Source organism: Aminobacter sp. Y103A (assembly GCF_030294925.1).
Classification (GTDB): Bacteria; Pseudomonadota; Alphaproteobacteria; order Rhizobiales; family Rhizobiaceae; genus Aminobacter; species Aminobacter ciceronei.
In genome coordinates this window covers 3662350-3674818 of record NZ_AP017986.1, presented here as the reverse complement: position 1 = coordinate 3674818, position 12469 = coordinate 3662350, and the positions used below count along the sequence as shown (strand labels likewise).

Genomic DNA, 12469 nt, shown 5'->3' with positions numbered 1-12469 from the left:
CAACTGTTGCTTTTGCAACACAGCGAGCGTAGAGCCCCGCGGCTTCACGGAGAGTCGTTCATGACCGATGCCGGCGCTGACAAGGCGGCAAATAGCGGGCAGGCGGTCCAGGCGGACGGCCATTCCCACGACATCAGACTGCTCGTCATCGGCGCGCTGGGTGTCGTTTTCGGCGACATCGGCACCAGTCCGATATACGCCTTCCGCGAGGCGCTGGTGGCGTCGGCTGGTGGCCAGGTGGCATCGCGCGAGGACATCCTCGGCGTGCTCTCGCTGATCATCTGGGCGCTGACGATCATCGTCACCGTCAAATATGTCATGTTCGTGCTTCGGGCGCACAACCGGGGCGAAGGCGGTACGCTGTCGCTGATGGCGCTGGCACGGCGCAGCCTGCCCAAGCGCTCCGGCATCATCCTGGCGCTCGGCATGGTCGGTGCTTCGCTGTTTTATGGCGACGCGGTGATCACCCCGGCGATCTCGGTGCTGTCGGCAGTCGAGGGCATGAATGTCGTGACACCGGCGTTCCAGCCTTACGTGGTGCCGCTGACCCTAGTAATCCTGGCAGCGCTGTTTTCGGTGCAGCGCTTCGGCACCAGCGGCGTGGCGATCGTCTTCGGTCCGATCACGCTCGTCTGGTTCATCGCCATCGGCTATTCGGGGGTCGTCCATATCCTCGACGACCCGGAAATCCTCTGGGCGGTCAATCCGATCTACATCGTCAACTTCCTCACCAACCAGCCGGAAGTGTCGTTCGTCACCATCGGCGCCATCTTCCTGGCGGTGACGGGTGCCGAGGCGCTTTATGCCGACCTCGGACATTTCGGCCGCAGGCCGATCGTTCTGGCCTGGCTGTGCATCGTCTTTCCGTGCCTGCTGCTGAACTATGTCGGTCAGGGTGCTTTCGTGCTCAGCCACAACGGTACCGTCGGCCATCCGTTCTTCGAGATGAACGAAGGCTGGATGCTGATCCCGATGGTGGTGCTGGCGACGGCCGCGACCGTCATTGCCAGCCAGGCGGTCATAACAGGCGCCTATTCGCTGACGCGCCAGGCGGTGCAGCTCAACATGCTGCCGCGCCTTGAGATCCAGCACACCTCCGAGACGACACTGGGGCAGATATACATGCCGCGGGTCAACCTGATCCTCGCGCTGGTGGTGATGCTGCTGGTTGTCGGCTTCGGCGAGTCGAGCGCTTTGGCTTCAGCCTATGGCATCTCTGTCACCGGCAATATGCTGGTAACGACGCTGCTGCTTTCGGTGGTGATGCTGCGCATCTGGCGCTGGAAGGCGGCTGTGGCGATTGTTGCGACCGCGATATTCGGCCTGATCGACGTCGGCTTCTTCGCCTCCAACATCGTCAAGGTGTTCGAGGGCGGCTGGGCCTCGCTGGCGGTGGCCTTCACCAGCGCCTTGATCATGTGGACCTGGGTACGCGGCAGCCGCTATTTGTTCGACAAGACGCGCAAGAACGAGATTCCGCTCAATTTCCTGGCGGAGAATCTGGGCAAGAAGAAACCGCATCTTGTGCAGGGCACTGCTGTGTTCCTGACCAGCGATCCCGACAGCGCGCCGACTGCGCTGATGCACAGCCTCAAGCACTACAAGGTGCTGCACGAGCAGAACGTCATCTTGTCGGTGGTAACGGCCCAACAGCCGGTGGTGCCCGACAGCGAGCGGGTCAAGATGGAGCAGGTCAACGAGCTGTTCATGCGGGTGAAGCTGAAATTCGGCTACATGGAGCAGCCGAACATCCCCAAGGCGCTGGCCATCTGCCGCAAGCAGGGCTGGAAGTTCGACATCATGACGACGTCGTTCTTCCTGTCGCGGCGCTCGCTGAAGGCGTCGCCCAACTCGGGCATGCCCTTGTGGCAGGACAGGCTGTTCATCGGCCTGGCACGCACGGCGGCGGATGCGACCGAATACTTCCAGATCCCGACCGGCCGCGTGGTCGAGGTTGGCACGCAGGTGTCGATCTGAGACCGGCGCGGGGCAAAAAGTAGCATTGCCAGTACATGTTCCGTCCGTGAACCATGCGTCATCGACGGAAGGCAGATGGGCACTCGAAGACTTCACATCGCAATCGCCGGAGCCGGGCCTGCTGGACTGGCAGCGGCACTCTATCTCAAGCGCGACGGGCACCGGGTCACTGTCTATGATCGCTTCGTCGAGCCGAAGCCGCTGGGCTCCGGGCTGATCCTGCAGCCGACCGGACTTTCGGTGCTGGCCGATCTCGGCCTGTTGGGCGAAATCTCATAACTTGGAAGCCGGATCGACCGGTTGCACGGCACCGATGCCGTGAGCGGGCGCACGGTGCTCGACGTGCGTTACGATGAGCGGCCGGGTGGGCGGTTTGGCCTGGCTGTCCACCGTGCGGCGTTGTTCGGCGTGCTGTACCGGGCGGTGTTGGGCGAAGGCATCGACATCGTCACCGCTGCCGAGCTGGAGGCCGTGGTTCCGGGCGAGCAGACACGGCTTGTCGACGCCGCAGGGCGGGAGCTTGGATCGTTCGACCTCGTTGTCGATGCCACCGGCGCAAGGTCGAAGATCCGGCGTAGCGCCGGCCTCGCGGGCGAGCCGAAACCGCTGGCCTATGGCGCGTTCTGGGCTTCGTTGGACTGGCAGGGCGAAGGCTTCGACAAACACTCGCTGACCCAGCGCTATCGCCGTGCCAGCATCATGATCGGGGTGCTGCCGATCGGCCGCGCCGAGCCAGGCGGGCGCAAGATGGCGGCGTTCTTCTGGAGCCTGAAGCCGGCGCATGCCGAGCGCGTGCAGGCCCTTGGGCTGGACGCCTGGAAGGCCGAGGTGGCAGGGCATTGGCCTGAAAGCCAGTCCTATCTCGACCAGATTGAGGATTTCGACCAGTTGACACTGGCCCGCTATGGCCATCACACGCTACTGCCGCCGGCGGCGCGGGGCCTTGCCGTCATCGGCGATGCCGCGCATTCGACCAGCCCACAACTGGGTCAAGGTGCCAACATGGCCTTGCTGGACGCTGCTGCACTTGCGCACGCCTTGCGGCAGGCAAGCAACACGGAGGCAGCGCTTACGGCCTATGTTCGCGCCCGGCGCCGGCACCTCAGGCTGTTCCAGGCGCTGTCGCTGGCCTTTACGCCATTCTACCAGTCCGACTCGGTGCTGCTGCCATTCCTGCGCGACCGGCTGGTGGCGACGGTCGCCAAGCTGCCGCCGGCGCCGCAACTGCTGGCCTCGATTGTCGCCGGCACGCTGATCGATCCGTTCGCGTCGGCCGGACTCAAGGAAGCGGACTGGACGGAGCGCAGCGAAGAAAGGCAAGTTCGCATCCTTGCTTGAGCCATGCTGCGGTTGTGGCTACCTTGCGTCACATTCAACCGGGGAGCGTGCGATGCGGGGACTTATGGTGCGTGGATTTCGAAAGGCAGCGGCAGGCTTGGCATTGCTCGCCGTCAGCTGCATGCCAGCTCTTGCCGATGCGACGGTGCCCTCCGCCGACATCGAAGGTTCCGCCGACAACGCGCTTGCCAAGCGCTACGAAGGCTCGTTCATCGTCTACCACCAGAAGCTCGACTACACTGATTTCAGCGTGCCGCTTTCGCCGCTTAAGGCCGATCCCGATCCGGACAAGCGCGACAAGAACAACAACAGGGTGTTCAAGCCGGAGAAGGCTGACGAGATTGAAGGCACGCTCACCCGGCTGTTCTATGTGCTGCCGGACGGCCGTTCGCCGCTCGAAGTGCTGCGCAACTACCAGGACGTGGTGCAGGCGGCCGGCGGCGAGGTCGTGTTCGAATGCAAGAAGGAGGAATGCGGTGGCGACGCTTCGCGCTCGGCCTCGAGCGGCGGCGGCGACATGAGCCTGATGATGAACTTCTTCTACGACAGCGACCTCGGCGTCGAGGCGTTCTCCAATGCCGCCTGCGTGGCCTCGTCTGGGGTTGCCGACCAGCGCTATCTCAGCGCCAAGGTGCCGCGTGACGGCGGCGACGCCTATGTCACGGTGCAGACCTTCCAACTGCTCGACGACCTCTACTGCAAGGCGCTGAATGCGCGCACCATCGCCATCGTGCACGTGGTGGAGCCCAAGGCGCGCGACAAGAAGATGGTTGTGGTGGAGGCAGCCAAGATGGCTGATACACTGTCGACCAGCGGCGGCATCTCGCTCTACGGCATCTTTTTCGACACCGACAAGGCCGACATCAAGCCGGAGTCAGGACCGACGCTGAAGGAGATCGCCAAGCTTCTGGGTGACAACCCGGCGCTGGCGGTGGCCGTTGTCGGGCATACCGACAGCCAGGGCAAGTTCGACTACAATATCGACCTGTCCAATCGCCGGGCGGCTGCGGTGAAAGCAGCGCTTGTCTCGCAATTCGGCATCGACGGCGGACGGCTGACTGCAGCGGGTGCCGGCATGATGGCGCCGGTCGCCAGCAACGACAATGACGAAGGCCGGGCCAAGAACCGGCGCGTGGCCCTGGTCAAGCTGAACTGATCAGGCATTCTGCAGCATTGCGGCCGACGATGCGGCGGCCGACTGAGGGGGATGAATGGAAGATCTACCGGCGCGCCCGAGGCTGCGCGGCCTGCATCGCGCGTCGGCGCTGTTCATCGGCCTGTTCGTGCTGCTGCACATGGCCAATCATCTTGCCGGCCTGAGCGGGCAGGAGACCCACATAGCCTTCATGGCCGAAGCACGGCAGCTCTATCGACAGCCCTTCGTCGAGGTGGCGCTGGTCTGCCTCATCCTGTGGCAGGTCGGCAGCGGGCTCACCATGCTGGTGCGCGGTTGGGCGAGGCGAACGGGAACCGTCGCCTGGCTACAGGCGGCGTCGGGTGGCTATCTCGCCTTCTTCCTGGTCAACCATATCGGGGCCGTCATCGCCGGACGCACAGTCTTTGGTCTCGACACTGACTTTCGCTTTGCCGCCGCCGGCTTCTTTGCGCCGCCCTGGCACTGGTTCTTCGCGCCCTACTATTTTCTCGGGGTTCTCTCGCTATTCGTCCATGTCGGTTGCGCGGCATACTGGAGCTCTCTGGCCAGCCGTCCCGCGCTGGGGACGGCCTTGCTTGGAGGTGCTGCCGGAGTGGGCGCGCTGCTGGCGGCGCTGATTGTCATGGCGTTGTCCGGCGCCTTGTATCCGGTAGTCATTCCTCCGTACTATCTCGCAACCTACGGACAGTAGGCGGCGGCCCGTCGGATCAGGGGATGATCCGGCGCTGGCGCAACTCACTGAAGGTGCGCATGAACATCTCCTCGGTGTCGACGAAGTCGTGGAAGCCGAAACGCCGCGCCTTGGTGCCGTCGGCGAAGAAATCGTAGTCCCAACCAAAAACGAAGTCAGCGAAGCGCCATGACGACACATCGGCATAGGGTGTGTCGGCGAGGCCGTGGCGAGCCTTCATCTTGTCCCATAGCGGCTGCTTGTCGGCCATGATGGTGTCGAGCGACATCGGCAAGGGCGGGGCTGTCTCAATGCCGAAGCTCGAGGCGATCTTCGGCCACATCTCGTTCCAGCGGAACAGGTCGCCATTGGTGATGTTGAACGCCTGGTTGGCACAGCGTTCGTCTGTCGCGGCCCAGACGGTGGCCCGCGCCAGCAGGCCGGCGTCGGTCATCTCGATGATCTTGTCATAGGCGCCTGCCTTGCCGGGAAAGCGCAGCGGCAGGCCAAGCTCCCTCGACATCGAAGCATAGACGGCAATGGCGATGGCGAGATTCATCGGGTTGCCAAGCGCCTGGCCGATGACCACCGAAGGACGCAGCGCCGACCAGCCCCAGCTCTTGCCCACCTGCCGGTCTTCGAGAAGATCCTGCTGGTCAGCGTTGAACTCCGGCGGCATGTGGTTGGCGTCGGTCTCGCGTGCCGGCGTCTTGAACGGCCCAAGATGCGCACCATAGACCTTGTAACCCTGCATCAGGCTGATGTGGCGCAAGTTCCTGGCGATCGGTTCGACCGTGTCGACGACATTGCGCAGCATGGCGACGTTGGGCTCGACGAGCTCGGCCCAGCTCGGCCGATCCTGATAGGCCGCGTAGAAGATGTGAGTGACGTCGTGGAGGCCGCCGAGCGTTTCCCTGGCGTCCCTGATATCGAGCAGGTCGACAGCGATGTGACGGACTGAGCCTTGGCTCGAACCGCCGCGCCGAGACAGTCCGACAATGTCCCAGTTGCCGAGTGCTGCCAGGTGGCTGGCGAGATTGCTGCCGATGACGCCATGGGCGCCGACGATCAGTGCAGTGTTCTGTTTCATCATCCAAGTCTCCGGTGAGAGCCTTGATATGGACGCGGCCAACTAGATGAAGTAGACGTCGCTCTGGCGAAGGATCTGTGACGTGAATTCACAATGACGCGCGTGGACGTCAACCGCTTCGGCGAAATGGAAGTGTTTGTCCGGGCTGTGGAGAGCGGTGGCTTTTCGGCTGGGGCACGCGCGCTTGATATGTCGCCTTCGGCGGTGAGCAAGCTGGTGTCGCGGCTGGAGAACCGGCTCGGCACGCGGCTGGTCAACCGCTCGACGCGGCGGCTGCAACTGACGCCTGAGGGCTGTGCCTTCTATGAGCGCAGCGTCGTCATCCTTGCCGACCTCAAGGAGGCGGAACAATGCGCGGCAGCCGGCGAGGCGCCGCGCGGGCGCCTGCGCGTCAACGCCAACGTGCCGTTCGGCAAGCATTTCCTGCTGCCGCTGTTGCCGCAGTTCCTGGCAAGATATCCCGAGATCTCCGTCGATATCGCCCTGTCCGACATTGTCGTCGATCTTCTGGAAGCACGCGCCGATGTGGCGATCAGAGCCGGACCGATGAAAAGCTCGAGCCTTGTCGCACGCAAGCTTGGCGCGACGCGGATGATGATCGTCGGAGCGCCCGCCTATATCGCAATGCGAGGCATGCCGCGCAGCGCCGACGAACTGAAGCGGCACAATCTGCTCGGGCCGTCCTATGCCCGAACCATGCCGGCATGGCCGGTGCTGCAGGGCGGCGCTGTCGTGGACGTCACGCCCACAGGCAACGTCCAGGCCAGCGATGGCGAGGCGTTGCGCGAACTGGCGCTGGCCGGAATCGGACTGGCGCGCATTGCCGCGTTCCAGGTGCGCGACGATCTGGCGGCAGGCAGATTGGCCAACGTTCTCGAAGAGGCCAATCCCGGCGATCTCGAGGATGTGCACGCGGTGTTTCTTGGCAATGGCGGCCCGGTGCCGGCGCGGGTGAGGGCGCTGCTCGATTTCCTGGCCGAGACCGTCGATCTCGGTGGTTCCTGAGGCGGCCAGACGGCAAGTTTTCGCAGGGGCGGCTTCCGTCAAGGCGGTCACCAGATAATTGCAAGCGATGCGAAGAATCCGATTGCAGGGCTGCCTTCAATTGCGCTATCAACCGAACCGTAACGTACGGTACGGCTTGTTCGAAGCGAGCCGGCGTGACGTGGCAGGCTTGGAACGATGTTGCAGACGACAACTGAGATGATGGAAGGCGAGGGACCGACGGCACGTCAGCAGGACGTGCTCGACGCGGTGCTGCGCCTGCTCGTCGAGGAGGGCGACAGGCTGACGATGACGGCCGTTGCGCGCCGCGCCAGCTGCTCCAAGGAAACGCTGTACAAGTGGTTCGGCGACCGTGACGGGCTTTTGACCGCGACCGTGCAGTGGCAGGCTTCGAAGGTGCGTGTGCCGCCGGTCGACCGCAAGGGACTGGACCTGGCGTCGCTGACGTCGAGCCTCGAACGTTTCGCTTCCGACTGGCTGCGGGTGATTTCGAGCGACACTTCGATCGCGCTTAATAGGGTTGGCGTCGTGCATGCCGGATCGGACAAGCGCGACCTTGGCGCCATCGTGCTGGAGCGCGGCCGCTTTGCGCTGGGGCGCAGGCTGAAGCCGGTGCTGGAAGCGGGGCGCGAGGCGGGCCTGCTCGAATTCGACGATGCCGAGACGGCATTCCGGACATTCTTTGGGCTGGTCGCCCGCGACGTGCAGATCCGTCTGCTGCTCGGCGACCGGCTGGAATTGACTGAGGCGGGGATCGACGGCGACGCCGTGCGCGCAACGCAGCAGTTTCTTGCTCTTCATGGAGCGAAAACCGGGCCCAAGGCCCTCTGACTTAAAAACCGGGAAGGAACCCACCAATGCGTGTCTATTACGATCGCGATGCCGATCTCAACCTGATCAAGGGCAAGAAGGTCGCCATCATCGGCTACGGCAGCCAGGGCCGCGCGCATGCGCTGAACCTCAAGGATTCGGGCGCCAAGGAACTGGTTGTTGGTCTGAAGGCTGGCTCTGCGACCGCCAAGAAGGTCGAGGCCGACGGCCTCAAGGTCATGACGGTTGCTGAAGCCGCCAAGTGGGCCGACCTGATGATGATGGCGACGCCTGACGAACTGCAGGCCGACATCTACCGCGACGAGATCGCTCCGAACATTCGTGATGGTGCAGCGATCGCCTTCGCCCACGGCCTCAATGTGCATTTCGGCCTGATCGAGCCGAAGTCGACCGTCGACGTCATTATGGTCGCGCCGAAGGGCCCGGGCCACACCGTGCGCGGCGAATACCAGAAGGGCGGCGGCGTGCCGTGCCTGGTTGCCGTGCATCAGGACGCTTCGGGCAACGCGCTCGATCTCGGCCTGTCCTATGCATGCGGCGTCGGCGGCGGCCGGTCGGGCATCATCGAGACCAACTTCAAGGAAGAGTGTGAAACCGATCTGTTCGGCGAGCAGGTCGTCCTCTGCGGCGGCCTTGTCGAGCTGATCCGCGCCGGCTTCGAGACGCTGGTCGAGGGCGGCTACGCTCCCGAGATGGCCTATTTCGAGTGCCTGCACGAAGTGAAGCTGATCGTCGACCTGATCTATGAAGGCGGCATCGCCAACATGAACTACTCGATCTCGAACACCGCAGAGTGGGGCGAGTACGTGACCGGCCCGCGCATCATCACCGAAGAGACCAAGGCCGAGATGAAGCGCGTCCTCAAGGACATCCAGACCGGCAAGTTCACCTCCGACTGGATGCAGGAATACCGTTCGGGCGCCGCTCGTTTCAAGGGAATCCGCCGCATGAACGACAGCCACCAGATCGAGGAAGTCGGCTCGAAGCTGCGCGCGATGATGCCGTGGATCGCCAAGAACAAGCTGGTCGACAAGGCGAAGAACTGAGACGATCCAGGTCTCCTTCGTTGCGCGTCCTCGGGCTACGCCCTGCGGGCGCGCGGAGATCGCCAAGAACAAGCTGGTCGACAAGGCGAAGAACTGAGACGATCCAGGTCTCCTTCGTTACGCGTCCTCGGGCTACGCCCTGCGGGCGCGCGGAGATCGCGAAGAACAAGCTGGTCGACGAGGCCAAGAACTAGGAAGTCCGCGTCACCCTGCCGGCCCCAGGCTCGGCAGGGCGATTGGCTCGAAAATCAAAAAGAGGCTGGTGGAGCAATCTGCCGGCCTTTTTTATCGACTGGGAATCGGGGGTTCAGCCGTAATGCCAGTGCGGCTTGGGTTCGGTGCCTTCGAACTGGACGCCGAGGCGGTCGGCCTTGCGCCAGCGCACGATGCAGCGATAAGCGATGCCGTCGACGGGGACATAGAGCAGGAACTGGTCGGGGACGCGGCTTTCCGCGGGGATTTTGATCTCGGCGCCGTTCGTATGCATGTTGCGGATGGTGCAGCGGGTTTCCGAATTGGTGATGCCGGTCAGAATCGCAGCGCCCTTGAGGACGCGGTTGCGTCGCTCCCGGCGCAGTTCGTTTTCGGCAATCTCGGCGTTGTCTGCCGTCATGTAATTTCAACCCAGAATAGAAATCCTCCCGGTATTCTTGGTTCTACACATGATACGTAAACAACAGCTTGTAGCTGTTGTTTATTAGCCTGAAGTCATATTTGAAGCAAAACGGCGCCGCAGGTGCGACGCCGTCTCCGTTGTTTCGGCTTCGCCTAGCTATAGGGCGACCAGCACTGCCGGCGCGGACCGTTATAAGGCTGGAAGGTGTTGTCCCAGGCCCGATACGAACGATAGCGGTCGTAGCACCACTGGACGTGCGGCGAGCCGCCGCCACGATAGACGCGGCGCGGCTGGACATAGCGTGGCTGGTAGTAGCGCGGCTCGTAGTAGCGGTAAGCAGGGATGCCGAAGTTCAGATAGATGCCGCTCCTGAAATGGCGGCGGTGCGGGCGGTGGCGCCAGCGCCAGTCGTCCCGCCAACGGTCACCGCTCCAGTTTTTGTGGCGCCAACCGTCGCCACGCCAACCATCGCGCCGGCCATCACGGCGGCCATAGCATCCGCTTCCGGGCGGGCAGAAATGGCTCTGGGCGAGGATGATATTCTGCGTCGCCTGCGGAACAATTGAGGGCATCTGGCCCAGGCTGGCTGGCGAAGCCGACGCAGCCAGCGGCAGGCCGGTGACGAGACCGAGCGCGACGAGCCCGGAACGTGCAAGGGATGAGAGGTTCATGATCGTCTCCTGAGTCCGAATCCCAAAGGCTCCATGCCCCCAAATTTCGATGGAGATCAGGCATATTCCGCCTTTCAGCCTGAACGGGAAATGAACGCCGAGTTCCCGTGGGCTTGTGGGCTGGGCTCTTGTGTTTGGGCCAACATGAAGGCAATGCTCGGCGCATGTCGCTGCGCCTTGCCACCTTCAATGTCGAGAACCTGATGAACAGGTTCGACTATTCCGGCTACCGCAATCAGCTCAACGAGGACCGGACACTTGCCCTGTTCGAAATCCATAGCGAGGCTGAGTATCGGCTGCTTGAGCAGGCGCGCGCGATCGCGCATGCCGACGACATGCGCCAGCTGACGGCCTTGGCCATCGCCGAGACCCGCGCCGACATCATCTGCCTGCAGGAAGTCGACAACATCGAAGCGCTGAAGGCCTTCGAATACGGCTATCTGTTCAAGATGGTGGGGCAAGGCTACCAGCACAAATACACCACCTCTGGGAATGATTCGCGCGGCATCGACGTTGCGGTGATGATGCGGAATGAGACCGCGCATGGCGAACCGATCGAGTTCGTGCGCATGACCAGCCATGCCCATGTCACCTTCGAGGAGCTCGGGCTGCATACGCCGGAACTCGCCAGTCTCGGCCAGGAGCCGTTCGAGCGCATCTTCCGGCGCGACTGCCTGGAGATCGACGTCAAGATCGGCGGCAAGCCGCTGACCATCTATTCGGTGCACTTCAAGTCGATGGGCTCGCCGCGCAACGGGCTGAACGGCCGTGACGCGACGATGCCGATCCGTGTCGCCGAGGCCAAGGCCGTCCGGCGGATCATCGAGGACCGTTTCGGCAAGGACCATGCAGCCGACAAGCGCTGGGTGATCTGCGGCGACATGAACGACTATCGCGAGCGGCTGGTGATCTCGGGCGATGCCTATCAGGGCTACGGCTTCACGCCGGTTCAGGAGACGGCGTCCTGCCTCGACGTGTTCCTCGCCGATGGTTTTGCCGAAAACGTTGTCGCGCGGCGACAGGAGATGGACCGCTGGACACTCTATCACACGCGTGGACCGCTGGAACGGCATCTGTGCCAGCTCGACTACATCCTGCTTTCGCCGTCGCTGGCACGGACGAACGAGCAGGCGGTGCCCGACATCGTGCGGCGCGGCCAGCCCTGGCGCACCATCTTCCCGCCGGGGCAAGAGGTGGACCGTTATCCGCGCGCCGGCTGGGACCGGCCGAAGGCCTCCGACCACTGCCCGGTTGCGGTGACGTTGAGCATTACCTGAGAGATTTCCTTGGCATTCGACATTCCACGCAACCAGATCCTGCCGGTCGACGTCGTCGACGTGCGCCTCGATGCCGAGCCGCACCCGTTCGAGCGCGACAATGCCGAGGCGATCTTGGCCAACTGGGCGGCTGAAAAGGCACTGACGCCGGCGATGTTCGACGGCACGGTGGTCCTCCTGTCGGAGCTTGCCTATGGCGACAACCGGCTCGTGGGTCGCTGCCACGCCGTCCGCTTCTCGACCTTCATGCTGTGGCGAAAGCTGAAACCGCTCACCAGTGCCGAACATTCCTTCGCGCACGCCATGCTGATCTCCAGCGACAATGCGCTGGTGGCGATCCGCATGGGCGCGCATACGGTCAATGCGGGAAAGGTCTATTTCGCCGCCGGCTCGTTCGAGCCGGAAGACTTTTGTGATGGGCTCGTCGACCTCGACTACAACATGGCGCGCGAGGTTCGCGAGGAGACCGGGCTCGAGCTTGGCGAGGCTCGCGGCGAAGAACGCTGTTATGCGCTGTCTGGGGACACCGGCACGGCGATCGTGCGCTGCTACCATCTCACTGAGACCGCCGACGAGGTGGCCGCGCGCATCGAGCGCTTTGTGGCGGCCGATGCGGAGCCCGAGATCGAAGGGCCTGTCATCATCCGCGGCATGGACGATCTGCCCGACAATTTGATGCCGCATATGCCCGCGCTGGTGGAATGGCATTTTTCACGCGGCTGACGCCACCAGCCGTCGCCGACCTGCCGAAGCCCTTGCGGGCCGCATGCCGCTGGGTCACAAGTTGCCGCA

General features: G+C 63.4%; 11 protein-coding genes and 1 pseudogene. 9 read left to right on the top strand and 3 right to left on the bottom strand.

Annotated features, from left to right (window positions below; genetic code table 11):
- Nucleotides 1-60: 60 nt before the first annotated feature.
- From Amn_RS18075 to Amn_RS18060, 4 genes and pseudogenes are all read left to right on the top strand, one after another.
- On the top strand, nucleotides 61-1977 hold the full coding sequence (locus Amn_RS18075) for a potassium transporter Kup (protein ID WP_286290850.1): 1917 nt from the start codon (nucleotides 61-63) through the stop codon (nucleotides 1975-1977).
- 75 nt (nucleotides 1978-2052) lie between these two features.
- Nucleotides 2053-3315, top strand: a pseudogene (locus Amn_RS18070) (FAD-dependent oxidoreductase).
- A gap of 52 nt (nucleotides 3316-3367) precedes the next feature.
- Complete coding sequence (locus Amn_RS18065) at nucleotides 3368-4471, top strand: OmpA family protein (RefSeq protein ID WP_286290849.1); 1104 nt, start codon at nucleotides 3368-3370, stop codon at nucleotides 4469-4471.
- Between the two features lie 55 nt (nucleotides 4472-4526).
- Nucleotides 4527-5162, top strand: a complete 636-nt coding sequence (locus tag Amn_RS18060) for a hypothetical protein (protein WP_286290848.1) — start codon at nucleotides 4527-4529, stop codon at nucleotides 5160-5162.
- Between the two features lie 16 nt (nucleotides 5163-5178).
- Here the strand turns inward: Amn_RS18060 and Amn_RS18055 are convergent, their stop codons facing one another.
- Complete coding sequence (locus Amn_RS18055) at nucleotides 5179-6231, bottom strand: SDR family oxidoreductase (RefSeq protein ID WP_286290847.1); 1053 nt, start codon at nucleotides 6229-6231, stop codon at nucleotides 5179-5181.
- A 93-nt stretch (nucleotides 6232-6324) separates the two neighbouring features.
- On the opposite strand from Amn_RS18055, the gene Amn_RS18050 reads away from it, so the two are divergent.
- The 3 genes from Amn_RS18050 (at nucleotide 6325) to ilvC (ending at nucleotide 9113) form a co-directional block, all read left to right on the top strand.
- Entirely contained in the window at nucleotides 6325-7236 is a 912-nt protein-coding gene (locus Amn_RS18050; protein ID WP_286290846.1) for a LysR family transcriptional regulator, read from the top strand.
- 177 nt (nucleotides 7237-7413) lie between these two features.
- A complete protein-coding gene (locus Amn_RS18045; RefSeq protein ID WP_067960605.1) occupies nucleotides 7414-8067 on the top strand; it encodes a TetR/AcrR family transcriptional regulator in 654 nt (217 codons plus the stop codon).
- A gap of 26 nt (nucleotides 8068-8093) precedes the next feature.
- Nucleotides 8094-9113, top strand: a complete 1020-nt coding sequence (gene ilvC / locus Amn_RS18040) for a ketol-acid reductoisomerase (protein WP_067960608.1) — start codon at nucleotides 8094-8096, stop codon at nucleotides 9111-9113.
- A gap of 307 nt (nucleotides 9114-9420) precedes the next feature.
- Here the strand turns inward: ilvC and Amn_RS18035 are convergent, their stop codons facing one another.
- Together Amn_RS18035 and Amn_RS18030 are read right to left on the bottom strand one after the other, a co-directional pair.
- Nucleotides 9421-9726 (bottom strand): PilZ domain-containing protein, encoded by a 306-nt coding sequence (locus Amn_RS18035; protein WP_154383862.1) that lies wholly within the window; start codon nucleotides 9724-9726, stop codon nucleotides 9421-9423.
- 155 nt (nucleotides 9727-9881) lie between these two features.
- Nucleotides 9882-10400 (bottom strand): BA14K family protein, encoded by a 519-nt coding sequence (locus Amn_RS18030; RefSeq protein WP_286290845.1) that lies wholly within the window; start codon nucleotides 10398-10400, stop codon nucleotides 9882-9884.
- Nucleotides 10401-10564: 164 nt separating this feature from the next.
- Between Amn_RS18030 and Amn_RS18025 the strand changes: the two genes are divergently transcribed.
- Both Amn_RS18025 and Amn_RS18020 read left to right on the top strand, forming a co-directional pair.
- Nucleotides 10565-11677 carry an endonuclease/exonuclease/phosphatase family protein gene (locus Amn_RS18025; RefSeq protein ID WP_286290844.1) on the top strand — a complete coding sequence of 371 codons (1113 nt, stop codon included), beginning with the start codon at nucleotides 10565-10567 and terminating at the stop codon, nucleotides 11675-11677.
- A gap of 9 nt (nucleotides 11678-11686) precedes the next feature.
- A complete protein-coding gene (locus Amn_RS18020) occupies nucleotides 11687-12400 on the top strand; it encodes a hypothetical protein (protein ID WP_067960618.1) in 714 nt (237 codons plus the stop codon).
- Nucleotides 12401-12469 lie beyond the last annotated feature (69 nt).

Coding starts and splice junctions, on each gene's coding strand:
- Amn_RS18035 (WP_154383862.1), bottom strand. CDS start 9,726: ATGACGGCAGACAACGCCGAGATTGCCGAAAACGAACTGCGCCGGGAG.
- Amn_RS18025 (WP_286290844.1), top strand. CDS start 10,565: ATGTCGCTGCGCCTTGCCACCTTCAATGTCGAGAACCTGATGAACAGG.
- Amn_RS18030 (WP_286290845.1), bottom strand. CDS start 10,400: ATGAACCTCTCATCCCTTGCACGTTCCGGGCTCGTCGCGCTCGGTCTC.
- Amn_RS18060 (WP_286290848.1), top strand. CDS start 4,527: ATGGAAGATCTACCGGCGCGCCCGAGGCTGCGCGGCCTGCATCGCGCG.
- ilvC (WP_067960608.1), top strand. CDS start 8,094: ATGCGTGTCTATTACGATCGCGATGCCGATCTCAACCTGATCAAGGGC.
- Amn_RS18065 (WP_286290849.1), top strand. CDS start 3,368: ATGCGGGGACTTATGGTGCGTGGATTTCGAAAGGCAGCGGCAGGCTTG.
- Amn_RS18050 (WP_286290846.1), top strand. CDS start 6,325: ATGACGCGCGTGGACGTCAACCGCTTCGGCGAAATGGAAGTGTTTGTC.
- Amn_RS18055 (WP_286290847.1), bottom strand. CDS start 6,231: ATGAAACAGAACACTGCACTGATCGTCGGCGCCCATGGCGTCATCGGC.
- Amn_RS18075 (WP_286290850.1), top strand. CDS start 61: ATGACCGATGCCGGCGCTGACAAGGCGGCAAATAGCGGGCAGGCGGTC.
- Amn_RS18045 (WP_067960605.1), top strand. CDS start 7,414: ATGTTGCAGACGACAACTGAGATGATGGAAGGCGAGGGACCGACGGCA.